This is a genomic window from Draconibacterium sp. IB214405 (assembly GCF_033963885.1).
Classification (GTDB): domain Bacteria; phylum Bacteroidota; class Bacteroidia; order Bacteroidales; family Prolixibacteraceae; genus Draconibacterium.
The window spans coordinates 252,198-277,776 of sequence record NZ_JAXBMA010000005.1; the positions used below are offsets into that span (position 1 = coordinate 252,198).

A 25,579-nucleotide genomic window follows, 5' to 3' on the forward strand; every position below is an offset into this window, starting at 1 on the left:
AATCCCGGACCAGTTAAGTCCGGGATTTTTTATTTTGTAATGAATGTAATCTATCCTTCGTAACTGTTAACACCAACAGTTTCCATTTTGCGATCCACTTTTTTCACCAATCCTTGTAACACTTTACCCGGACCAACTTCAGTGAAAGAACTAGCACCATCGGCGATCATATTTTGTACGATCTGTGTCCATTTTACAGGAGCAGTAAGCTGAGCGATAAGGTTTTCTTTAATCACTGCTGGATCAGAAACCGGTTTTGCATCCACGTTCTGGTAAACCGGACAAGTTGGCTGATTAAAAGTAGTTGCCTCAATAGCTGCAGCCAACTCTTCGCGTGCTGGCTCCATAAACGGTGAGTGGAAAGCACCACCTACTACCAGTTTCAACGCACGTTTTGCACCTTTTTCAGTTAACAATGCACAAGCCTTGTCAATTCCGGCTTCAGAACCTGAAATTACCAACTGTCCAGGACAGTTGTAGTTTGCAGGAACCACTACGTCGTCAATTTCGGCACAAACAGCCTCAACAACGTCGTCTTCCAAACCAACGATTGCAGCCATTGTTGATGGCTCAACTTCGCATGCTTTTTGCATAGCCATTGCACGTTGTGCAACCAGTTTCAAACCATCTTCAAAGTTTAGTGTTCCGTTGGCAACCAATGCCGAAAACTCACCCAAAGAGTGACCGGCAACCATATCAGGAGCAAAGTCCTTTAAGGTTTTTGCCAATAATACCGAGTGTAAGAAAATCGCAGGTTGAGTTACTTTTGTTTGTTTCAGATCTTCAACTTCACCTTCAAACATAATATCGGTAATATTGAAACCTAAAATATCATTTGCTTTTTCGAATAATGCTTTTGCTTCAGCAGAATTTTCATATAAATCCTTTCCCATTCCCGGGAATTGAGCTCCCTGACCAGGGAATACAAATGCCTTCATAATTTTTTGTTTTTAAAAATCCGGCGGCAAAGTTAACTTAAATTTATAAGGACAAAATCCTTTTATGCACCATTGCCAATAATTTGACAATTTTTATGAAACAGAATCGAACATCAGGTTATTCGGGTCGAGAATTAAGAAAAAATCCAGAAAATAACGAGGTATTTTAATAAAAGCCCACATGTACTTGTAAGTAAAAACCGGCGAAAATTATACCGAAGCATTCCGGCGGCCAGAGCAATTACAGGTGACGAAAGTGGTAACAAGTTAAATACAAAAATAGTGAGCATACCAAACTTTTCTATTTTACCTTCTGCTTTGGCTATCCGTTTCTGCCCCATCAGTTCTATTATTTTATTGGGGCGCAACAAGCGGCCAATTATATAATCGATACACTGAGCACCAATGGCGGTTACCAGCGCTGCTGCAATCAAATCAAATCCGGAGTAAAAAGGCAAATAGTAGATAAAAGCCAGCTCAACCGGCATGAGCAAAAAGAACAGATAGCCGGAAAAGTGAATGAGCCCAAACGAAAAAATACTTTCTGTTTTATCGGCGTAGAGCTCGCGGCCGATGGTGAACGAGAACAGGCAAATAGCAATAACCGATGCAAACAAGATAAAATAGAACTTTTTGGGTATTGCTATTTTGCCGTTCATTTATAAAACAGGTTTAAAAGTCAATAAATAATCTGATAGTAAAGTTACGCAAATGATTGAATGCTTCTAATTTTATCGACAAGCAACTTCAAAAGCTCGTTATGTGAACTGTTTAAAGGGATAACCGAACTACTCCACGGTAATGGTTTAATTTTGTGGGATGGTAAACCTTACCCCTACCTACTTTCCCACATCAACTTTCATATTTTTAATAAAGGAAGATAACTTAGGTTTATCCCATAACTTATTTGTAGGAGTTAAAATCTGTTTTTTATTCAATTCTTCACAAGTCTCACTTAATGATAATGATTGTTCAATTCTTAATTCAGTTATAATTTTAATCAATTCATTCTTTCTTTCCTTTTTTATTAGATTCCGACTGAGTTGATATGGAAGACTAACGGAAGATTTAGTTGAACCATCTTTGATTTTATAATTTCTTTTCCCATTAATAACTCCATCAATTATAATCTCATCTTCAATAATTGGATACTTAAATTCAAAATAGAATTTATGTGATTGTAATTTGGGTAAATATTCAACATCAATTCGTTCTATATATTCATTGATAAACGTTTTCTGTTTTTCTAATGGTAGATTTTCAACACTATCTATTTCCAAATACATTCTATTCAACCAATCAATCCACTGGGTAGAATTAGTGTAAATCTTTAACTCTCGTTCTAATCTTCTTATATCTTCATCCACTTCTGAAATCAAATCTGAAATCTTTTTAATCAATTTCTTCCCTTTGTTTGATTCTATTTGACTCGTAATAATCTGAAATTCGATATCAACTAAATTATCTTCCAGTTTAGTCAAATATCTCTTCTTCTCATTTAAAACTTTGGTTCTGTTATTTCGTTCCTTTTTTATGTTCTCAACTTTTTCAAACTTTGGAGATAGGTTTTTAACCTTAAAATCCTCTCTTACTTTTTTTGATTCCTTCAATAGAGTGATAATATGATGTAATAATCTATTATCTGTTTCTTCAATTCGTAAACTCTTCTTTAAGGTACATTCCGAATGTTTTTTACCCCATTTATTAGGATTCTTCCATTTATACTCTACACTTCTACAACTATATAATGGATTAGGATTACTTTTCTTCTGAACATTTGAAAGTTTCACCTTACAACTTTTACAGAATAATAATCCATCAAACAATGATGTGTTAACTTTTTCAACGTTTCTATTTTTCATATTTTGTTGAAGTTTCAGTTGAACACTATCCCATAATTCATTTGAAATAAGTTGTGGGGTTTTAACCTTAATTGATTCAACAATCTTTTGTTCTCCACCTATATACTCTTTCCAATCCCATATTTGAAACCCTTTATATAAAGTATTTCCCAACATCTTTTGAATTGTACCCAAGTTCCATCCATCTTTACTTCGTTTTGGTCTATATTCTGTTTTAGTATCTAAATACACTTTGATTTGTACTGTGGATTTTCCATCCTTATACATCTCAAACATTTTCTTTACGACTTTCGATTCACCCACATTTGGAACTAACATTCTACCTTTAAGTGAATATCCAAAAGGAATTGTTCCACCAACAAATGTATTCCCATTCCGTAATGAATTCCTCTTCCCCATGACACTCCTTAATCGTCTTAATTCATTATCATATTGGGAAACCAATGAAAGTATTCCAATTGAAAAATTATCGTTTGGATTATTAAAGTCGTATGGTTTTTGTGATTCACCAACATATAATTCAACAGAATAATCTAAGAATACTTTTAATATCGAATACCAACTATTTGAATACCTCCCAAGTCTATCGGTATTGAAAACCCAAATTCTACGAATACCATTTTTCTTTTGTATTTCATCTAACATCTCAACCAATTTAATTCTTTGATTGATTTCGACTTTGAAAGAACTCTGTGAACCTTCATTAAATATTACAGGTTCAAATCCTAATTGATTAGATAATTTAATACCCAAATCTTTTTGAACATCCAGTGACGTTCCATCAGTTTCTTGAACTTTTGAACTAACTCTAAGAAGTATCCCAATTTTATTATTACTCATAGGGGTAAGTTTAATAGTCTTACATTATTTCAAATATAGTAATTCCAGAAATGACGTCTTACCGTCAAACCAATTTTCCTTCCTAAAGAATTGAAAGATTTATTTGAAAGTGGATTAATACCTGAAAATCTTCACCATCATGAGATATCAGATTTCTTTTAATTCCCCAAAGGGAAAAAGTCAAGGTCGATATAAAAACCATCTATTTAGGGATTTGAGGAAAAAGTTTTTCTCTGGTTACAAGAAACCTAATTTACTCTGAGAAATTTACCATCCGTTAATTTCCAACTTACATAATTATGATGATTGATATCTGGGTGTCCAGAACTTCTCATTTCTATTTGACCAGTCTTTTCAAAATCATCTATATACATCCACGTATTCCAATTTTCTGACTCAGAATAGTAATCATTAATGAATTTTTCAGTAGAATCCACAAATTCACCATTAATTCTCTCCAGAACTTGAATATACCATCCTGTATAAAATCCATTACCATTAACAGGATCTCCAGTCCTATTCATTATAATTTCAGTACTCCCATCTGAATTTATATCATAAAAATCAATATCTACACAAATTCCATAACCGGTTACAGTTGGAAGAATTTCAACTATATTATTGTTGAAACTCTTACCATTCCCGTATACAATTACCGATGGGGGATTATTTTCATCAAAATCAGAACCAGACAGAAACAAATCCAAATTACCGTCATTATTGATATCAAATAATTCCGATGTATAACAACCATTATTTTTGTAATCAGAAATTATATTTCTGTTTACCTCAAAGTCTCCATTTCCAGAATTTATACATACGAGACTATTTTGAGATTGAGGGTCACAAACTACAACATCTAAATCTCCATCATTATCGAAGTCTCCAGAACATCCACTATGAAAGAACCCAACATAGTCTGTAAATCTCATTTCGTTAAAACTACCATTTGAATCACTTAATAACAATAAAGGATATTCACCTGGGAATGGATCTGAATCATATCCATGTCCCAAGAAAAAGATATCTGGATACCCGTCATTATTATAATCACCATTTAATATTTTTCGTCCATGTATCATCCCCAAAAACTTATCCGAATTAGTTTCGTCAATTGTCAAATTACCATAACAATCACTAACAAAGAACTTTAAAGGATGTCTATTGTATGTCCCATAATCATTGAAAAAACCAATAAAATCCAAATAACCATCTCGATTATAATCAATACTTATTTTATCCATTCCGTAATCATATCCCTTCACATCATAAGTTGATAGAATTTCGAGGATATTAGGGGGATGAAATAGAATATTGGTAAAATAAGACGGTTGTTTTAAATCGATTAGTGAGTATGATTCCATACATTCTTTTTCAAACTTAACATGTACCGAAATCTCATTTTCAATATTAATCGTGATTGGGTTCTCATTACTTGTAACATCTCCACTCCATTCAACAAATTTCCAACCATCACTTGGTACTCCGGTAAGTTCAACCTCACTCCCATGAGGATAAATTGTAGATTTGGTTTGTATGAGTTCTTCTGTAACAGTCCCTTCACCTTCAATTGTTATAGTTAACGGATACTGTTTTTTCTCAAATACACCTACAATTATTTTATCAGAATTCATTGAAACTGTAATCGGATTTGTACTTCCACTTACACTTCCAGTCCATTCTTTGAATATAAACCCTTCAAATGGTGTACCTTGAATAGAAACAGTAGTACCATCCTCATAAATACCACTTGAAGGAGTTACTGTTCCACTATTTTGTGGTGTCACATTAACCTCTAAGGTGTATTCGATTGGTTGTTTTGAACATGAAATCAGGAATAATAGAAAAGGGAAACAAATAAAGAGGTTTTTCATCAGTTTTGGTTTTTCTCTGGTTTGTATCCAAACTTAATACTTTTTGTCGTTTTTCCACACTGGAAAAGTCACTCCCGATATAAGAACCACCTATTTTAGGATTTGAGGAAAAAGTTTTTTTCACAGTTACAAAAAACCTAATGAAATCAATATTTCACTACCATTTGGAATTATAAACTAATCACAACCACAATCACAATTGGTAAAGTATGGTTTTGGTTGAATCCACTGAGATGTTCCTTCTGAAAACAAACTACAATTCCATACTTTACTCACATCCCAAGAAGAAATATTTTGATTGAATTCAGAAAAACGGAACATTTCTGACATTTGAGTCACATTACTTACTTCCCAAGAAGAGATATCTTGATTAAAGGGTGACCAACTAAACATACCATTCATGTTAATCACATTACTTACATCCCATTTAGATATATCTTGGTTAAACGATGAATTACTGAACATCATTGACATATCAACCACGTTAGTAATATCCCAAGAGGAAATATCTTGGTTAAATGGTGACTGTTGAAACATTCCTGATATTTCATTCACACTACTCACATCCCAAGAGGAAATATCTTGGTTAAATGGTGAGTTATTAAACATCACTCTCATATCAGTCACATTACTCACATCCCAAGAGGAAATATCTTGATTAAATAATGATTCCTGAAACATACTTGTCATATGAGTCACATTACTCACATCCCAAGAGGAAATATCTTGGTTAAATGGTGACCAACTAAACATTCCCCACATGTTAGTCACCTTACCCACATCCCAAGAAGAAATATCCTGGTTAAATGGTGACTGTTCAAACATTCCTCTCATATTGGTCACATTACTTACGTCCCAAGAAGAAATATCTTGGTTAAATGGTGAATCATAGAACATATAGGACATTTCAGTAATTTTAGAAGTACAAATATTAGTTGAATATTCATCTTCATTAATCATTGTTCTTAGTTGTTCTTCACTAATAACAGTATATTCCACTCCATTTATATCACCTACATCACCAACTTCACCCCATTCTTCTGATTTAATAGTAACTCCATTATCATCTAAATAAATAGGATTTAACATTACACCATTTTCATCAACAGGAACTCCACTTCTTGTTGAATTATCTTGGTCTATATTATCCATCACTCCATCACCATCCGTATCCTTCTGTGAATCGGGACAACCATTTTCATCTACCTCTTCTCCCAGTGGAGTATTAGGACAGGAGTCGATGTTGTCCATTACTCCATCCCCGTCCGTATCCTTTTGAGAATCTGAACAACCATTGTCATCAACAGTCTCTCCATAGGGTGTGTCTGAACAAATATCACTATCGTCACTTACCCCATCATTATCAGTATCCTTTTGTGTAATTGAACACCCATTTTCATCAACTTCTTCTCCTTGTGGAGTATTGGGACACAAATCCTTATCGTCATAAACACCATCATTGTCTTCATCGACATCTTCGAAAACAACTATTACATGTTTATCAGAATTCATGATAATAGTAGTTGGATTCACATTATCAAAGTAATCCCCTTTGAATTCAACAAATTGAAAACCTTCGGATGGTGTCCCTATAAGTTGAACAGAAGTTCCCTCTTCATATGAACCACCAGATGGATTTACAGTTCCACCATCTTCAGGTGTAATAGAAGTTGAAAGAGTATATTCTTTTTTACAGTTAACAAATAGAATTAAAATTGGGAGTAACAAAAGTATTCGTTTCATCAGTTTTGATTTTTCTGGTTTAAAATCAAACTTACTATTTTTTGTGGTTTTCCATACTGAAAAAAGTCGACATCGATATGAAAGTGAACTATCCTGGGATTTGATGAAAAAGTTTTTTCACAGTTACAAAGAACCTATTTTATCTACGATTGAGGAATCTACTTTAATAATAGATTATAGTTCTCTCAGAATAACCATTTTGAACATCGTTTGAATAACTGTATTTTTTAATCCAATTTCCAACTTCGTCATACTCATATTCAAAACGTTTATCCTCAATTAAAAATGTTTTAAGAGGATTTACGTGAAATGACTTTTGGGAGATGAGATTTCTGTTCCGATCATATATATATTCAACCCTTCTATCTGGAATGTCTGAATAATCTATTTTAACAATGACATCACCCATCGAATTATACCAATTTTTATACCTCTTAGACAATTCCGATATTTCTTTATTATCAAGATTCAACTCAATGTAATTATCATTTTCATCTAACTCATACGATGATTTACTAAACAATTTACCATCAGAATTATAATCCTTACTCTCAATAAGGGTTCCATCATCATCAAATTTTAGTTTTAATTTCCTTAGTATACGACCGGATGAATCGTAACAATTCTTTTCAATCTGATTACCTATTTCATTGTAATCAAACGTGTACTTATAAGTCAATTTGTTTTCTGAATTATAAACATAACTCTCTATTTGATTCCCTTGGTCATTATGTGTATATGTGGTTCTATTCATAAGATTATTTTCATTATCAAATACCGACTTTTCAGTCATCTTGTTTTCGTCAACGAAATGACTTATGGTAGATTTACTTATCTTTCCTCTTTCAAATTCTCCAAACTTAATTTCTCCGTTAAACTCTTTCAATTCTGTTCTTTTAACATTTCCCACCAAGTTGTTTCGTTGAGAGTACCATGGTGGAGAACCATATTCTTTACCAGTACCCATATTTACCTCAATACCGTTTCCATAATAATCATGAACCCAGTAATCAATAAAATATGGTACAATTCTATTTTTAGATTCATAAGTCTGTGAAAAACTATTCAGTGAAATAAGAAAGAGTACGGGTAAAATTATTCGGTTCATAACATTAGATAAAGGTGGTCAAATATTTTTAGAAAGATAGGAAATATTATGAATAGTTGAAACCCGAATATGATTCATAAAAAGTAACCAATTTTAGTGGTTCATCAATGATGTTTATTTTTTTCTGATACTCCTTTAGAGTATCATTCGACCGGTATACACAAGAGACTGATAAACTGTCGTTTGTCTCAATATTTTTTACTACTTTAGAGTAAAATCATTACACTTATAAACAGTATCAAAATGAAGGTATTCTACTCACGTGTTTCAACAACTGACCAAAATATTTCTCGTCAGATGGATAATTTAAATGGATTCGATTATGTGTTCACAGATTATTGTTCGGGTTCAATCGATATTTGGGAACGTCCCAAAGGTTCTCAGATTAAAAAACTAATGGATAATAATCAATTGACATCATTGACCGTTCACTCGATTGACCGTCTGGGTAGAAATACTCTATCAGTTTTGAATGTATGGAAGGAGTTAACCGATAAGGGTATCAAAATCGTTTGTAGAAATCCCAACTTTCAGAATATAAATGATGAGGGTAAAACAGATATGTTCTCAGAACTCATGATTTCAATTCTTTCGACGATGTCGGATTTTGAACGAAAGATGATTCTTGAACGTCAGAGAGAAGGGATTGAAAAAGGAAAACTCGAAGGAAAATATCGTGGAAGGATGGTTAACACGAAAGAATCCATCGAAAAATTCCTCTCCAAACCGAAATCAAAAATGATTATCAAGGATTTAGAGAACGGATACACCCACAAAGAGATTTCTTTCCGTTGTAGGTGTAGTTTCTCCACCATCGATAAAGTTAAACGTAATTATAAACCTCAACACGTTGAAGGATGAATTCTACTCCACAAAAATTACAAGAAGAAAACCGAGATTTATGGTATCAAAGAATGAGTGAGAAAACTCCCATTAATCCTGAGGATGAACCTGTGGTTGGATTAATGGAGTATTTTGAACTCAATGATGAGTTTGGAAGTATGAATTTTGACACATTGAAATAGTTGAATTTCCAATAGGTTGAAATATCATTTTTAAGTTCTGATAGATTGGTAGAATTGAACTATTAATAATCTGTGATATTCATTTTCTTCAAATCCTCAATGTAACCCGACTTTACTTCTGAACAACGTTGAATACCTACTTCATCACCTTTTTCTTTTAATTCTGAAATTAAAACATCCAATTCAGAAATGATATTTTGAATTTTTGTGATTCTATCGGGATTCATAATTATTGTACTTTTTCCTATCAAACATTTCACTGGTATTTTCCGATTTAATAATTGATTGTAATTCAAGAACATATTCTGAACGAACCTCTGAAAATGTGGTAAGTTTATCTTCATCAACTTCATCCTCTGAAAGTAATTTCAGTATGTGTTTATCTAACTGTAAGATAACCTTTGATACTACCTTTTTTCTTAATTTATTCATTCTATTTTAGTCCTATTTTGTTCTTTATCATCTTGTTCTCAAACTCGATTAAATCTTCTCGTCTGACGTATTTTTTATGAGATGAAATTTCAATCATTGGGAGTCCTCTTTCCTTTACCCACGATTCGATGGTGGTTCTATCAACACCATACATTTTCATCAACTCTTTTTTACTGATTCGTTCTTTTAGTGTATTCATTTATAATTTCTCCTATTTTCATTTATACAAGTGTTGTTGACAATTCATATTTGTTTATGTATTCTCTATACTTCAATTCATCTCTTAGATTGTCAGTATGTACAAATCCATATTTACCGTTACATTCATTGAATGACCCTTTGGTATTTGTACGTATTCTCCATTCTGTACCACCGATGAAGTTGGATAATCTATTATTCAGGTTGTTCTCATAGTTGTAGTGAATGATAAGGTGTACATGGTATCTACTGGTATCTGGGTCTTTCTCAATAGAATATTCAGTATATATGTTATCCTTCTTTTTTAACTTTCTGTGTAAAGTCAATATCTGTTTATTCAGATTTTTACGTGAAGGATTATGTTTCTTCCCATTGAAACCATAATTCCATTTTCTTATAAGTACTCCTATTCTATTCATATTAAGTCAGTTGATGTTAGTGATTAAACATACGATAGATAATAAGTAGAGATTGAATCTCTACTTTTAGAATCTGATGTATGGTATTATTTACCTTTTACCTACTCTCATAGGAACGTGTTGGTGGAATTTCCAACATCTACTTATAAATAGTGAAGAATAAAAAAAACGTAAAGGAATTGATGAAAAAATGTAGTAAAATCAGAAAATAAGAAGTCTCGATATGTAAGTTTACAAATAATCAAAAATCAAACTGGTTCAATAAATACATCACCAACTTCAACAATATCTTCCCTGTTGATTCTTTCCAATCGTACTAAACCTTTTTGATAAATACTGAATACTTTTGAATTCGTAAAAGGTGTTCCGAAAGGTGTTTTGTAACCTTCACTATTCAATAACTTTGATATACTACGATATCCCATAGGGGTAAGAATATCTTCTTTTAAAGTCCTAATTCTATCAAATAAATACTGTTGATATTCAGTATATTTAGACTCCCAAAGTTTCGTTGTAATTATTGATACAGAAAATCTTACAACCCATTGTTTGGGGTAAGTGTTATCATCCCACAACCCTACTCTACTGTAACCGATTTGGCTAAATTACGAGGCTGATCGACATTACAACCTTTCAGCAAAGCAATATGATAGGCAAGCAATTGCAGTGGAATTACTGCCAGTAAAGGCGCCACTGCGGGGTGCGATTTTGGTATTTCGATGATGTCGTTTACCATCTGTTTTAATCCTTTGTCTCCTTCAGTTACAACGGCAATCACATTCCCTTTGCGGGCTTTTACCTCCTGAATATTGCTCACCACTTTTTCGTAATAATCATCCTGAGGCGCCACAACAACCACCGGCAAATTATTATCCACCAGCGCAATTGGCCCGTGTTTCATTTCGCCGGCAGCATATCCTTCAGCATGAATGTACGAGATCTCTTTTAGCTTTAAAGCACCTTCGAGTGCTACCGGGAACAAATAACCGCGCCCCAGGTACAATGCGTTTACAGCCTCCTGGTATTTCTCTGCTATGTTTTTAATTTTCTCTCCGACTTCAAGAATTGCACGGCCTTTTTCGGGAATTTCAGCAAGCTCTTTTACCAGCATTTTGTATTCCTCATCGCTGATGGTTCCTTTGCGTTTTGCCAATTTCAGGGCAATCATCGTTAATACAGTAACCTGCGCTGTAAATGCTTTTGTTGAGGCCACGCCAATTTCAACACCGGCATGGGTATAAACACCGGCTTCGGTTTCGCGCGACAAGGTTGATCCTACCACATTACATATCCCAAGCACCGTTGCACCTTTTGATTTTGCCAGTTCCAAAGCTGCCAAAGTGTCGGCAGTCTCACCGCTCTGACTGATGAGAATAACCACATCATCCGGCGACAAAACCGGTTTTCGGTAACGAAACTCTGATGCATATTCCACTTCCACCGAAACCTGCGCGTACTCTTCGAACAAGTATTCGGCAATCAATCCGGCATGCCACGATGTTCCGCAACCAATAATTACAATACGGCGGGCAGCTTCCAGTTTTGGAAAAACATTCATCAGTCCACCCAATACAATCTCTGAATAATCATTTTGCAAACGTCCGCGAAAAGTTTCTTCAATGGTTTTTGGCTGCTCATGAATTTCTTTCAACATGAAGTACTCATAATCACCTTTATCGAGCTCACCAATTTCCAGGTCCAGACTGCTAATCTTCAACGAAACCGGATTATTCTGTACGTTCTTCAAGGTAAACCCATCCTTTTGCAGAATGGCAATGTCTTCGTCGTTCAGATAGATCACCTGGTTAGTGTATTCTGCGATTGGCGATGCATCGCTGGCAATAAAATACTCACCATTTCCAAGTCCAACAACAAGCGGACTACCCTTTCTTGCCACTACAATCTTCTCACTTTCTTCTTTGCACAAAACCGCGATTCCGTAGGCTCCAACCACCTTCGACAAAGCCAGTTGCACAGAAGCCTCCGAAGTCATTTCATCATCCTGCAAATAAAAAAACTCGATCAGGTTGGCCAGCACCTCTGTATCGGTATCACTTGCAAAACTATAACCGTGATTTTCGAGGTCACTTTTTAGTTTTGTATAATTTTCGATAATGCCATTGTGCACAATAGAAAAATGACCATTCATGGAAACATGCGGATGCGCATTTTTATCGCTTGGCTCGCCATGAGTTGCCCAACGGGTGTGCCCTATTCCAATGCAACCATCATCGCTCTTTCCCTTTACAAAATTTTCAAGATCTGAAACTTTTCCTTTTTTCTTGTAGTTTTCGAGTGAGCCGTTTAATAACGCGACTCCGGCCGAATCATACCCCCGGTATTCCAGTCGTTTCAATCCGCTTATCAGTATTGGGTAAGCTTTTTTATCCCCAATATATCCTACAATTCCACACATAATTTTTTGCCTGGGTTTTAAATATTGTTTTTAATTGCTTGTCTGGTTCCCCGCACTTGCATCATCTGTTCTATAACCCGGCTGCCGAGTCGTTCCTTTTTCTCCATGTGCTCTTTAATTTCTTTCACCGTATCATTATCTTCAAACTCGCCACGCACTTCAGCAAAGTCAAGTTCGCGTGCCCCATCTTGCCCGTCAACACCAAAACCGGTCATTTTACTCATCGAAAATTCTTTCCGGGCATCTTCGTACAAAAAGCGATCAATACCGAGCACACTTTCTTTCCATTTCTTCACAATGGTTATCACATCCGATGCATCAAATTCCGAAATACTTTTTTCATAAAAACTTTCCAATACGTCGACCGCCCAGGTCCATTCAAAGTTGTAGTAATTTTTGTGCATCGTCGCCAATGCAGAGTTAACCTCCTCAAGCGATTGCACCGAACCATTTTCGACTGACAATAGCAACTGATCGAGCGCCTCATATGGACAAATCATTCCGGCCAGATCGACCCAATAACCTTTCCCAAATTTCATATCAGGTTGAAGAGCTGTTTGAATATCCGCAGCAGTTTTATATTCATTTCCGTTCAAGCGTGTAATTAACGAGTTTCCCAAGAACTTCCAGATAGCCATTTCGTACAGCTGAATTCCCCTGTCGAGTGCATGCTTCTCGATTTTCATCCGATCGTAAGTATAAGTCTCGTTATTTTGATCGGAAGACTCTCGAAGATTCAGCAATTTCTCCCGACCTTTTACCATCTTGTCAATGGTATAAGGACTCAGCAAATTAAAATTAATAAGATCGAGCAGGTTTGAATCAGTGCGTTTATCGCGCTTCGGCCACTTTTGTGTATCACGAATCGTTCCAATACTTTTCAGGTTGATAGCCGGCACAAGAATACTTTCGTCTTTACTTTCGATCAGGTACGAAAACGGAAAATCGGTAGTATCGCAATGTTTGTAGTGGCGTCCCATTACCAGCGAAAATGCACCAATACGCGAAGGCCACAGTACATAAGAGTCGCTGGTAGTTTTTGCTCCACGCTCCATAATTCCCTGGTGAATTGGCCCCAGTTTATACAGATGATTACTTTGATTCGATCCGCTTCCGGCATTTAAAAAGGAAAACATGCCGGCAATCAGCAAGGTAGACTTATGATGGGTAACCGTGTAAGGTCCGGCAAAAATAGAACAAGCTTCACCGTGGAATCCCTGAAAATTGGCAAAGAATAAAGAGTTTTCTGCCGAATAATGTTTATCTAGAACACAGCCCTGACCAATAAAACATTTCGAAACCAAGGTGGCGTCAGTGATTTTCGATCCTGAACTAACAATAAAGTCATCCATGATCACTCCTTCGCCAATTGTAACCGGTGCTTCGTAGTTGCTGTTAATACTTCCGTTATGTAATTTCTTAGCCCCATCAATTATAGTTGCAGGTCCGGTTTTAACATTCAAAATGGTGTTACAATTCAGGATTTTCGAGTCGGCTCCAATAACACCCATTTCGCTGCTTACATATTTACTGTAATCAGCAACCATATTTTTTAACGAGCGAACGACTTCCGGCCGATGCCGGTACAATGACATCATGTAAGCAACATGCGTCGAGAGATAATCGTAAATAGGAATCTCGCGGCCCCCGCCTTCGTTTATGGCCTCAACAACCACTCCGTTACCAAACGACGTCTCACCATCAACAGCGAGCGTTGTGATGTTATGAATAACCACATTTTCTTCAATCCGATAGTTTGCGATGTAACTGCGAACATTGTGAATCAGAGCATTCTTCCCAATTTCACAATTGTGCAACCAGGCATTGTAAATACCGGTTTTAAAAGTAATGCCTCCAACCAGTTTTACCGATCCGGCAAAAGTGTTTAACCGCACACGCCCTGTAAACTTGCAGTTCTCAATACAATCGGGAATAAAATCGTGTGATACTTTTATTAAACTCCAGTCGGAAGAAGAACATCCCTGATGAACCAGTTGTCCAATTTCTTCATCATATAGATTTCGGTAACTGTTTTCTGTGTTTTGTGTCATTGCGGACTATTTTGAAACCAAAGGTATTGCAAAAACAATAACATATCGACAAAAACAACCTAACAATTACACAGCAATAATAACAAACAACCTAACACTACTTTATAAAAGCTAATATTAATAGATACTCTAATACAGTAATTACCCTACACAAAACAAGCACTAAATATACAAATACCTAATACTACAATTGTTCAAGATAGTTTACAAGGCGGATTTTTGCGTTTATCCCGAGTTTCTTTCTCAAACGCACGCGCGAGATTTCCACGCTTTTAGAAGTAATGTTCAGAAGGCCTGCAATTTCTTTGCTCGACAAGCCCAAACGAATGTAAGAACACAATTTTTTATCGTTGACCGAAACTTTAGGATGTCGCTTTTGCAGACGATCAAGAAAACCGGGATGTATTTTCTCCACCTGGTTCTCCACCATCGACCAGTCAACCGGCTGAACGGCATTGGCTTGCAACAGATCTTTTAATTTTTTTATGAGCGATGAAGCTTTTTTAGCCTGCAGACTCTCCTCCGATTGAAGCAGATGCACGGCCTTTGTCAGTAATTCGTTTTTCTGCGACAACTGCAATAAAAATGAAACGAGTTCACGGTCTTTCATTTCCAGCTCCGTTTGCAGCCGCTGTTTATTTCGGCTATCGAATTCTTTTGATCGCTCCAGTTCTGAAATATGTCCCATGGCCTGTTTCAATCGACTAATATCCAGTACCGACGCCCGAATTCCAAGATACTTCCCAAATTTATCATACACTCCGCGCACGTTCATCATAAACCAACGAAGTTGTTTGGTACGCGTAAGCACACGAAATTCGAGGGTTTGGTTAACGAGCGTCTGATTTAAAGCTCCGGTTAAAAAGTTGTCGTATTTCTCTTTGTCAGTATCGTAAACTAATAAATCTGCAATTCCGGACGATGCGATGATCTGATTGGCAGTAAAACCTGTAAGATCGGAACACGAGGGCGAGCAGTATTTTATATCTCCATTGGGTTCGAACCACAATTCCCAGGCAAAAGCAAACTCAGCAATCAGTTGATAAAACAAACGTTTATCCCGCTCCTGCTTTTCCTGGAATTTAGAATTCTCCAGTTCAAGTTTTAGTTTCGAAAGCTCCTGTTCAAGCTCTTCTATTCGTTTGTTCTGATCCTGATTTTTTTCGCCGGTCATGGAATAAAAATAAGAAAATTATCGCTGAGTAGCTTTTAATAAGTCAGCGGAATTGGGACTTCACTAATACTCTTTCTTATCCTCCTTTTTATTCCACGCTTCAAAAACTTCGCGGGCTTCTTTGCGCATCATGTTTTCAAACTGGATGTGGCGCCGATCCAGTTCCTTCTCCAATTCATCGTAAATAAACTGATCATCAAACTGTGCGTTTGCCGCATCCTGCTTAGTAGCTCCAAAAACAACTTTATCAGGACGAGCCCAGTAAATGGCACCCAAACACATCGGGCAGGGTTCACAAGAAGTATAAATCGTACACCCTTCCAGCTGAAATGTATTCAAAACCTTACACGCTTCCCGTATCGCCACCACTTCTGCATGTGCGGTTGGGTCGTTCGATGAAGTTACCTGATTGTATCCTTTTGCGATAATTTGATTGTCTTTTACCACCACGGCACCAAACGGGCCACCGTGATTACCATCCATCCCCTTTTTTGCAAGCGCAATCGCCGCCTCCATAAACTTTTGCTTCTGCTCTTCCATTGTTTTCTGAACTTTATGACGAACTGGTAAAGTTAAAACAGATATTGTTAAAATAAAAGCAGATGCAACTATCTCGTCACCGCATCGAAGATGAATCATGCGACATCAACCAAAACAAGGCGTCGATTACCAGTTTGTTTTGTATCGCATTGTTAAAGGTGAAAGACAACTCCTTATTTGTCCCACTTTCATAATCAATATCGTTGTGCCCCATATTAATATATAGCATTTTGAAACGCCGGTTGCTCCAAACAACAGGATAATCGCCGTCGTGCCATATTTCATGTTTTTTAGGACCTGTCCCAAGAGGAAAACTAGACGAATCGATGGAAACAAGAATATCAATGTCCGGATTATCTCGCAGATCATTTTCCCAGCTATACCATTCGTTGGGCGAAGCTTCAAAGTTATTCGGAAGACCATTTGTAACCGAATGAGAATGATTCTCCACCTTCAGCATTGCCGTGGTTGGCCGCCAGGTATTTCCTTTGTATTGCCCCGATCCTAAAAAGGTTTCATGGTACCAGTCCCAGTTTTGTGGATACGTAGAACCATCAAGTGCAAAAGCACAAAAATGAAATCCCAACCAGGCTCCCCCATTTTCCATATAGTTCTGAAATGCCATTCGATTCGGCAAAGAATCAGGACGCGTATCTAGAAAAATAACCACATCAACGTCAGAAAGATTGTCCGTATTCAACTCCGTCCAATCGTTTGTAGATGAATATTCAAAACATGAATCTTTCGCCAATTCGGTCAGCCACCGGTCAGCTTCATGCACAAAACTTATGTGAGCAGGATCATTCTTTCCACTATAAAAAGCAACCATCCTGAACTTAGTTGGAGACTGCGCCACGAGCTGAAATGTAAAACAGAAAATAAGTAGGTTTAGTAAGATTATTCTTGACATTTTGTATTTCATTTGAAGAAGTGAGAATATTATTCAACCTGCAACCCGGATACCACCACCTTCCTTTTCAACGAAGACCAGCTTAGACCAACGATCCAAACCACTCCGTTTACAAGAATCAGCGCTACAACAATTGCTACAGTAGAAAATGATGCATCGGTATTTGTAGATAAAAATGCCGGCAACGTTGCGAGAACTGCAGTAATAAAACCAAGCAAAACTCCTGACACCAACAGCAGCAGATATTCGTTTCTCAACAATTTAAAAACGGAGCTTTTGGTGAATCCAATGGCTTGCATCAAAGCTATTTCACGTCGGCGTTCCAAGATAGTCCGGGCCAGAATTACAGCAAGTCCTATTGTTCCAAGAATCAATCCTAAAGCTCCAAGCGCCAGAAATATAGATAAATAAGTGTTTGTAACAGAATAAAATTCTACCAGGCGTTTTGCCGCACTTTCCATTTCCCAGCCATAATCGCGAAATACCGATTGCAACTCATCACCAATAGCAGCTTCGTTTGCAGCATCACCGCCAACCAGAAATATATTCGAGCCTGAACTGCTGGGGTAATTTTTCAGAAAATGTTTATTCGATATTATTACATAACCTTGAAAAACAGATGGTTTTGTTCCGGCGATCAGTTTTAACTTTAATGTATCGCCCAATTCGTTCTGATACATTATCACGTCACCCACTTTCATGCCGAGCCCCCACTGAATAACAGTCTGGTCGGCAATGGCAGGAATTGTTCCGTCATCAAAATCCGTTTCCAGACTCAACCACGGATCAGTATCCAAACCTTTCATTTTTGCGGCAAAATCAAAACGCCCCGCCAGGTTCTCTGCATCAACACCCAAAATTGCAGGCTGCGCAATGCGGTTCAGGTTCAGACAACTGGCATCGTCGCCATCCACTTTGCGGAACTGCACCACATTAAAATCTTCGTAAATTCCTTCTTCCGCCTTCTTGTCCTCGTTATTAATATCGAATAGAACGGGCATGGTGGTTTCGGCGAAATACAAGAAGCCTCCGGTGCCACTTGTTTTTTTATTGGCTCCGGCAATCAGATCCATTTTATACGAACCGGTTGAGATAACGATAAATGTTCCCAACGCAAAATGCGTAACTATGGTAGTCGATCGGCTGATATTTCGGGTAAGATTTATTGCTGACAACTGACTAAACTGAAATTCACGTGACTCTTTTGCTTCGCGTTTCGTGAGCAACTTTCTGAAAAGCAGTAACAATCCAAGCAACATTAATCCACCCGACATAAAAAACATAGAAGCATCGGCCTGTTTCGCAAACAATTGCATAACAAAAACTACTACCGACAATGCTAATGCTCCCCACAAAACGCCATTCAGCAAACGTGTTTTCAAGTGGCTTTCTTTAACTGCGATCTGCTTCTGTAATTCTACAGCTTTTTGTTTTTGAAAGCGACGCAATGAAATGGCAATGGCAGCCAATGAAACGATCAAGCTGATAACCAATCCGAAGACCAGTGTTGATGGCAACAACTTAATTTCGAGCACATTGGTACGAACAATATCGAACCACAACGAATTTAATATGCGGAAAACCAGCGTGGTATAAAAGTAAGAAATGACCAGCCCGACAATTCCTCCAAACAACGAGACCACAAAACCTTCGGACAGGTAGAAACTTCGGATATGTTTTTGCTGAAATCCAAGAGCAACCAGCAGTCCGATTTGGGTTGAACGACTTTCAAGATTCAGGCGGAAAAGTAAAGCGGTTAAAATTATTGAAGCAACCAGAATAAAAAAGCTCAATCCGATGAAAAGTCCGCTAAAATCTGTACCGTTTTGAGCTGCATGTACTCCCTGTTCACGAATTGGTTCAACGATCATTCCCAAATCGGCAGGTGAAATAGCGGCAGCATATTCCTTTTTATATTCATTCTCATCAAACGATCCGGCCGGATAGCGCACAGCAGTGTAGTCACCAAAACGGTTTGACCACAACTGCAAAGCACTTTCTGTTGAAATAAATGCTTTCGGTGTGCCTTTATAATCGTCCCAGTATTTTTCGTCTTTTTCGCGGATGGCATCCAAATTTATGGGTACACCGGCTTCCCACTCCCGACAATGACCAGCATCGGATAATCCAGGCAAATGCGGCACTCGCGTTGGATCTGCCAATGGCGAATCCATCGATACAATTTCCTTTAAAACAAACTCCGCCTCTTTATTTACCAATTGGCGTAAAGGGCCAATCTCAAAATATTGTAAACGAATGGTGTCTCCTAAATTCGCATTAAAATCATCGGCCGCCCAACGATTTATGATTATTTCGTTTTGAGCCAGTTTTGGGTCATTTACCGACGACACAAATGAATAGTGAACCGAAGATTGGTTATGGTCGATCGCATTAACAAAGTAGGTCAGGATCATATCAGCTCCGGGCAAACTTCCGAGCAGATCAGAAATTTTTGGCTCCATAAAAACACGCTCGGTAGAAATTTCCACTTCACGCTTATCATCCAGCTTTTTCAATGTTAATCCGGCATCGGCAGGTGTTAAACAGGTATTCACCACGTCTGAAACCACTGCCGTTTCTTGCTCTGTTACTACCAGAATCTGGTTCGCTTTTCCCTCAAATTCCATTAACCGATTGAGTCGTTCAATCGACATAAAAATATTGTAGGGTGCTGTCTGCGAGTTTTTCAAACTAAAGCGTCCCAGCTCTTCCTTGCTAACCACTTTTTTTATGGTTGCACGCAAGGCAACACTTGTTTCTTCTGCCGATACAAACGGTGCGTTCATCGGAATTAAACTGGCTTTTTTTATACGAACCAGGATATTATCACCGGCGCCTTTTTGCAAACGCTCTGCCAGATTTTCGCTTATGGCGATCTCATTATTTTGTAATTCGGCAAAAAACGATGTATTTGCTATCTCCTCAAAATCAGCATCAACGCCAACCACCTGAACTTTATTTGCACGTTCCTGACCTCCGTCTACTACAGCCATTCCCTCCAACAAAAGCACCGAAGTAGCTTTTAGATCAGGATTTGCAGCTTCCATTTCCGAAGCCATTTCCTGACGAAAATAACGCTCTTTCACAGCTACCAAATGTGTTGTCTCGCCCAAACGATAAAAGGTTGCCTGGGTTAAACTGTGCCTCACCGAATCGCCAATAACCAGTGAGCCGGTTAAAACCATCGTGCTGATAGCCACACCAATTGCAACCAACAAGTTGGCTTTAAAATAATGAAGAAAAGATTTTATTATGTATTGAAATTTGGTCATAATCACCCCTCCCGGCTTTGCCGTACTCCCCTCAAAAAAGGGAGATTATTCTTTTTCCAGTTTACCGTTTCGCAGTACGAATTTTGAATCCATTTTTTGGGCTAACTCTGCTGAGTGCGTTACAGTTACCAAGGTCACACCTCCCTCTTCGCTGAGTTGAACAAGCAGCTCAGAAAGTGCATTGGCATTCGCCTCGTCAAGCGCCCCGGTTGGCTCATCAGCAAGAATCAGTTCCGGTTTATTGATTAGTGCACGAACCACAGCAGTACGCTGGCACTCACCACCCGACATTTCTGAAGGCTTTTGATTACGTTGCTCTGAAATATCCACTTTTTTGATCAGGTATTCTGCCCAGTCTTTTTGTTCCTTTGTAACCTTTCCTTGCGGTAAAAGTGGCAGCAACACATTCTCCCACATACTCAACTGTGGCATTAAATGATGCATTTGAAAAACAAAACCAAGATTTTTATTTCGAAAATCTGCCAATTGTGTTGCGTTGTATCCGGTAATATTGTTACCATTAAACATCACCTCACCGGAATCAGGAGTATCCAACGCTCCTACTAAATTCAGCAAAGTCGTTTTTCCTGATCCACTTGGTCCGATGATTGCCACTTTTTGACCTTTCTCCAGTTCAAGATTAAGCTCTTTTAGTACCGGACGAAAACTGTGTGTTCCGGCTTCTCCGTAACCTTTTGAAATTTGTTTTAGTTGTAATAGCATTATATTTCGTTTTACCGCTAAGGCGCAAAGACGCTAAGTTTATTTCTTCAAATTCTCATACAGCTCAACAATCTCCGCTGCATGATTATGTATATTAAATTTCTTGCTTGTTCCTTCATAACCGGCCAGGCTCAGTTTTTCTAACTTTTCAGAATCATTCAATAGTTCCGCCCAACTTTCACTTAATTTTTCAGGTGTATTTGGCGAATAAATCATACCGCCTCCTGACACATCAACAATCTCGGGGAAAGCTCCCAAAGCAGGTTGCACCACAGGAACTCCGGACGCCATGGCTTCCAACAAATACATGCCAAATGCCTCGCCGATACGAACCGGCACAGAAATCATGGCAACCTGTTTAAAGAATTCATGGCGGGCAGCTCCTTCAAACTCTTCCACCACTTCAAACTGATGCAATAAGCCAGCCTCTTTCAGCTTATGTTTTTGTTCTTTAAAAAACTTTTTATCATCACCGGTCAAACCTCCGGTAGCTATCAGTTTCACCTCCTCGAAACCAGCTTTATTTTTCAATTCGATAAAAGCATCCACAACGATATCGAAACCATCTTTGTGGCACATTCTCGAAATATAACCAACATTTTTAGGTTTCTCTTTAACAGGAATGTATGGATAATCTTCTACATCAACCCCCAGGTAAAATGTGTGCACCTTTTTGTCTTCCAGGCGCATGCGCTTTTTCATCTCATCTGCAAAATAATTGCTGACAGCAACCAGCGCATCCACATCTTCGGCACGTTCATGCATTAAATTCCAAATTGGCTGCTGAAACTGTGGTTGCATTGCATCAACCCAAACATCCTCATCCTGAAGCGAACAAACCACCGGAACGCCAACTTTTTCTTTCAGTCGTTTGGCCAGACCAAGTAGAAGCGCATTAGAAATATGAATAACATCGGGCTTGCAGTGTTCAGCAATCCAATCCACCATTTTTTCCAGCTCTTCTTTTTGCTCGCCCTGTTCGCCCAGCAACATCGAGATGGTCATGTCTTCCAGCCCTTTTGCGCGGGTAGATCCAGCCATTGAGGCTGCCATTTTCATCATTGGCTTTGAATTCAGCAGCTTATCGAACCAAGCCGGTGCTTTCCTAAAAATCGGATAAACCTGCTTGAGATAAGTACTGATTGCCCCATAAAAAATCGGGATATCAGAAATGTCGTGTTCATCGGAAAAAAGCGGCAAATACATGGGGATTTTTACCACCTGGTGATCCAGTTTTCGCAAAGCATCCACATATTTACTGTCGCGCAGGCAATTACCGCAATAAAAGCTGCCACCTGATCCGGGTATGATTTGAATTATATTCATGCTCTAAATTAATTAGAAGCCGGAAGAATAAAAAGGCAATTACTCGCCAAAACAATAAATGTTTCCATCGTAAGCTCCCACAAAGAGCTGACCATTGGCCACCGCAGGATTACTGATGATCTGGCTTCCTATTTCATAAGTCCAAACAGGCTTCCCATCCGAAAGGTTCACAATGGCTAAATCGCCACGCATATTCGCCACAACTACCTTATTTTTAACAATTACCGGAGAAGCTTCTACCTGCCTTCCGGTGTTATATTCCCACAATTTCTCACCTGTATTTTTATTGAAACAATACAAAAACTTGTTGTGGTTGGCCGTTAACACTTTTTCGCCCAACAATGCCGGAGAAGCGATAAACTGCAAGTGCGTTTTATCATCTTCCCAAACCCAGGTTGTTTTGTCGTTTTTAATATCAACCTGAAAGAAGCGGCCATCGTAATCGCCTACATAAGCTTTGTCGTTTTCAATAGTAACCGATCCGGCTACATATGTCGCCACATCAATCTTTTCTACCAGCTTCCCGGTTGTAACATCAACCACGTGAAGATATCCGTCGCAGCCACCAAATATGGCATTACCATTAGCACAGGCCGCAGCTCCGTTGATAAAATTATCCGACTCGTATTTCCATTTCAGCTCTCCGGTTTTTGCATCAACACAATGAAGGTAATAATCATAACTGCCCATAAAAATATAAGTTGTCCCACCTTCTGTCCACCAGTTTGCCGAGCCGATTATCTGATTTTCACATTCGTAATCCCATAGTTTTTTGCCGTTATCAAGATTTAGCGCAAACAGCATCCCATCCAAATTTCCAACGTAAACCGTATTGTCAAGAATAAGAGCAGGCGCTTCAATTGAATTTTCTGTATCGAATTTCCACAATAACTTTCCAGAAGTATCCACACAGTACACAAAACCATCAGTAGAACCGATCACTACTTTATTATTAGCTACTACCGGTGCCGACTTGATATTATCGCCTGTTTCGAAAGTCCATAAAAGCTTTGGCGAATCAGGCAGTGTTGTTTTTGAAACACCTGTAAGATGTTGTTCTCCACGAAATACAGGCCATGAATCGGATGGCTGAGCATGAAGCTGCACTGCCAAAATGAAAATAATAGATAGTGAAACCAGTTTCTTTATCATAGTAAATATTTTTAATCATCGGGGGTGTTCAGCCTTTCAACGAGATAGCTCCGGTTGGACAACTTTCAGCAACTTTATGTGCTGTTTCTGTCAATCCCAACTTCAGGTCTTCGTTAAACGGAACGCCTATCTCCACATCAAAACCTCTGCCAATAAATGTAAAACCAAACTTCTCCTGGTATTTTCCCGTCAGGCGCACACAAATTCCGCACTTGATACATTTTTGTGATTCGTACACGACCAGATCATGATTGATCTGTTTCGTTATCTTCCTGCGTTCACTGGTTTTAAAGCGTTTCTGATCCACCTGATACTGATCGGAATATTCACGCAGTTTACAATTATCAATGGCACGGCAGTCGCAATGCAAACACCTTTTTGCTTCGGCAATGGCTTCTTCGTTAGTAAAACCGGCATTCTTTCCAAGTTCTGGAATTTTGCGTTTACCTTCTACCGATTCTTTCAGGTATTCGGCAAACTCGTCGGCTACCATCTTTCCAAAGCGCGAATTAAATAAACGTGGCTCACCTTTAATCTCCTGACCGGACAGAAATTGCATCACAGAAAATGCGACTTCTTTTCCCTGACCAACCGAGCGAACTGCCAGTCTGGATGAACGCAAAACATTTCCAATGGCAAAAACTTTCTCGTCGGAAGTTTGATAAGTTGTTTTATCTGCGTCGATTCCTTTTGGATTGGCTTTCAAACCATACTTTTCAGAATCATCAGAAATTACACCCGACGCCAGAACGATAGCATCGCTTTCCTTTTTCAATTGATCAAATTCTGCTGCTCCAATCGACTGACCTCCGCAAAATTCGACACCGGTTTTTATTATTGCTTCAATTTCCTTATCCAAAACATCCAATGGCAAAACTTCTTCAATTAGTTCGGTGCGAAGCAGACCGCCGGCTTTTTCATTTTTATCAAAGAGTGTTACATCGATTCCTTTTAGTTGCATGTAATATGCAGCCGCCAAACCAGCCGGACCGGCACCAATTACAGCTACTTTTTTTCCTGTTTTCGTAACCTCCTGAACTGTTGGCTCAAGACCGTTATCACCCACAATCCGTTTCAATAAACAAATCGAAATCGGCTCGTCAACCGTTTTCCGATGACAGGCACCTTCGCAAGGAGCCGGACAAATGCGCCCCAAAACTGCAGGCAGAGCAATGTCCTTTTTTACAACCTTCAACGCCTCATCAAATTTTCCGGCAGCTATCAACCTGTTCATGTGCGGAATATCCATGTGCGCCGGACATGCCACCTGACATGGCCCCTCGCAATCGCCAACATGCTCGCTTAAAAGCAACTCCAGTGCAGTTTTTCGTGATTCTGCAACTTCTTCATCATCAGTAATCACCTCCATTCCTTCCACTGCCTTTACCGAACACGACGGATAGAGTCTACCGTTTTTGTGGTCTTTTACCATACAAAGCATGCAGGACGTAAAGTGCTCCAGCTCGTCGTGCCAACACATGTTCGGAATATCAATCCCCTGTTGTTGTGCAGCTTTCATCACCGAAGTCCCTTGTTCAACCTCAACTACTTTGTTATTTATTTTTAGTTTAATCAT

The 25,579-nt window shown here is 38.2% G+C and carries 21 protein-coding genes; 1 reads left to right on the plus strand and 20 read right to left on the minus strand.

Annotated features, from left to right (window positions below; translation table 11 throughout):
- Positions 1 to 50 precede the first annotated feature (50 nt).
- The 6 genes from fabD to SLH46_RS18540 all read right to left on the minus strand — a co-directional run bounded on the left by fabD (position 51) and on the right by SLH46_RS18540 (position 8,365).
- Positions 51 to 938, minus strand: a complete 888-nt coding sequence (gene fabD, locus SLH46_RS18515; protein ID WP_320282707.1) for an ACP S-malonyltransferase — start codon at positions 936 to 938, stop codon at positions 51 to 53.
- A gap of 134 nt (positions 939 to 1,072) precedes the next feature.
- The gene (locus SLH46_RS18520; RefSeq protein WP_320282708.1) at positions 1,073 to 1,597 is read right to left on the minus strand and encodes a DedA family protein; all 525 of its coding nucleotides are present in this window, start codon (positions 1,595 to 1,597) and stop codon (positions 1,073 to 1,075) included.
- Between the two features lie 180 nt (positions 1,598 to 1,777).
- Positions 1,778 to 3,640, minus strand: coding sequence for a recombinase family protein (locus tag SLH46_RS18525; protein ID WP_320282709.1), 1,863 nt, complete (start codon positions 3,638 to 3,640; stop codon positions 1,778 to 1,780).
- A gap of 248 nt (positions 3,641 to 3,888) precedes the next feature.
- Positions 3,889 to 5,514 (minus strand): VCBS repeat-containing protein, encoded by a 1,626-nt coding sequence (locus tag SLH46_RS18530; RefSeq protein ID WP_320282710.1) that lies wholly within the window; start codon positions 5,512 to 5,514, stop codon positions 3,889 to 3,891.
- A 177-nt stretch (positions 5,515 to 5,691) separates the two neighbouring features.
- Positions 5,692 to 7,257, minus strand: a complete 1,566-nt coding sequence (locus SLH46_RS18535) for a BspA family leucine-rich repeat surface protein (RefSeq protein ID WP_320282711.1) — start codon at positions 7,255 to 7,257, stop codon at positions 5,692 to 5,694.
- A gap of 163 nt (positions 7,258 to 7,420) precedes the next feature.
- On the minus strand, positions 7,421 to 8,365 hold the full coding sequence (locus tag SLH46_RS18540) for a hypothetical protein (protein ID WP_320282712.1): 945 nt from the start codon (positions 8,363 to 8,365) through the stop codon (positions 7,421 to 7,423).
- A 243-nt stretch (positions 8,366 to 8,608) separates the two neighbouring features.
- Here SLH46_RS18540 and SLH46_RS18545 point away from each other — a divergent pair, with 243 nt between their 5' ends.
- A complete protein-coding gene (locus tag SLH46_RS18545) occupies positions 8,609 to 9,226 on the plus strand; it encodes a recombinase family protein (RefSeq protein ID WP_320282713.1) in 618 nt (205 codons plus the stop codon).
- Between the two features lie 226 nt (positions 9,227 to 9,452).
- Here the strand turns inward: SLH46_RS18545 and SLH46_RS18550 are convergent, their stop codons facing one another.
- The 14 genes from SLH46_RS18550 to SLH46_RS18615 form a co-directional block, all read right to left on the minus strand.
- Positions 9,453 to 9,617 carry a hypothetical protein gene (locus SLH46_RS18550; RefSeq protein WP_320282714.1) on the minus strand — a complete coding sequence of 55 codons (165 nt, stop codon included), beginning with the start codon at positions 9,615 to 9,617 and terminating at the stop codon, positions 9,453 to 9,455.
- Positions 9,604 to 9,822 (minus strand): hypothetical protein, encoded by a 219-nt coding sequence (locus SLH46_RS18555; RefSeq protein ID WP_320282715.1) that lies wholly within the window; start codon positions 9,820 to 9,822, stop codon positions 9,604 to 9,606. Before SLH46_RS18555 ends, SLH46_RS18550 begins: the two co-directional genes overlap by 14 nt.
- A 1-nt stretch (position 9,823) precedes the next feature.
- The gene (locus tag SLH46_RS18560; RefSeq protein ID WP_320282716.1) at positions 9,824 to 10,021 is read right to left on the minus strand and encodes a helix-turn-helix domain-containing protein; all 198 of its coding nucleotides are present in this window, start codon (positions 10,019 to 10,021) and stop codon (positions 9,824 to 9,826) included.
- Between the two features lie 22 nt (positions 10,022 to 10,043).
- Complete coding sequence (locus SLH46_RS18565; protein WP_320282717.1) at positions 10,044 to 10,439, minus strand: hypothetical protein; 396 nt, start codon at positions 10,437 to 10,439, stop codon at positions 10,044 to 10,046.
- 577 nt (positions 10,440 to 11,016) lie between these two features.
- The gene (gene glmS, locus SLH46_RS18570; RefSeq protein WP_320282718.1) at positions 11,017 to 12,855 is read right to left on the minus strand and encodes a glutamine--fructose-6-phosphate transaminase (isomerizing); all 1,839 of its coding nucleotides are present in this window, start codon (positions 12,853 to 12,855) and stop codon (positions 11,017 to 11,019) included.
- Between the two features lie 17 nt (positions 12,856 to 12,872).
- Positions 12,873 to 14,906 carry a DUF4954 family protein gene (locus SLH46_RS18575; protein ID WP_320282719.1) on the minus strand — a complete coding sequence of 678 codons (2,034 nt, stop codon included), beginning with the start codon at positions 14,904 to 14,906 and terminating at the stop codon, positions 12,873 to 12,875.
- 184 nt (positions 14,907 to 15,090) lie between these two features.
- Positions 15,091 to 16,080, minus strand: coding sequence for a PAS domain-containing protein (locus SLH46_RS18580; protein ID WP_320282720.1), 990 nt, complete (start codon positions 16,078 to 16,080; stop codon positions 15,091 to 15,093).
- A gap of 63 nt (positions 16,081 to 16,143) precedes the next feature.
- Positions 16,144 to 16,620, minus strand: coding sequence for a nucleoside deaminase (locus tag SLH46_RS18585; protein WP_320282721.1), 477 nt, complete (start codon positions 16,618 to 16,620; stop codon positions 16,144 to 16,146).
- Positions 16,621 to 16,696: 76 nt separating this feature from the next.
- A complete protein-coding gene (locus tag SLH46_RS18590) occupies positions 16,697 to 17,530 on the minus strand; it encodes a ThuA domain-containing protein (RefSeq protein WP_320282722.1) in 834 nt (277 codons plus the stop codon).
- Between the two features lie 29 nt (positions 17,531 to 17,559).
- Positions 17,560 to 20,802 (minus strand): ABC transporter permease, encoded by a 3,243-nt coding sequence (locus tag SLH46_RS18595; protein WP_320282723.1) that lies wholly within the window; start codon positions 20,800 to 20,802, stop codon positions 17,560 to 17,562.
- A gap of 45 nt (positions 20,803 to 20,847) precedes the next feature.
- Positions 20,848 to 21,525 (minus strand): ABC transporter ATP-binding protein, encoded by a 678-nt coding sequence (locus tag SLH46_RS18600; protein WP_320282724.1) that lies wholly within the window; start codon positions 21,523 to 21,525, stop codon positions 20,848 to 20,850.
- A 39-nt stretch (positions 21,526 to 21,564) separates the two neighbouring features.
- On the minus strand, positions 21,565 to 22,851 hold the full coding sequence (locus tag SLH46_RS18605; RefSeq protein WP_320282725.1) for a glycosyltransferase family 4 protein: 1,287 nt from the start codon (positions 22,849 to 22,851) through the stop codon (positions 21,565 to 21,567).
- A 39-nt stretch (positions 22,852 to 22,890) separates the two neighbouring features.
- Entirely contained in the window at positions 22,891 to 24,003 is a 1,113-nt protein-coding gene (locus tag SLH46_RS18610) for a PQQ-binding-like beta-propeller repeat protein (protein ID WP_320282726.1), read from the minus strand.
- 28 nt (positions 24,004 to 24,031) lie between these two features.
- Positions 24,032 to 25,579 carry an FAD-dependent oxidoreductase gene (locus SLH46_RS18615; protein WP_320282727.1) on the minus strand — a complete coding sequence of 516 codons (1,548 nt, stop codon included), beginning with the start codon at positions 25,577 to 25,579 and terminating at the stop codon, positions 24,032 to 24,034.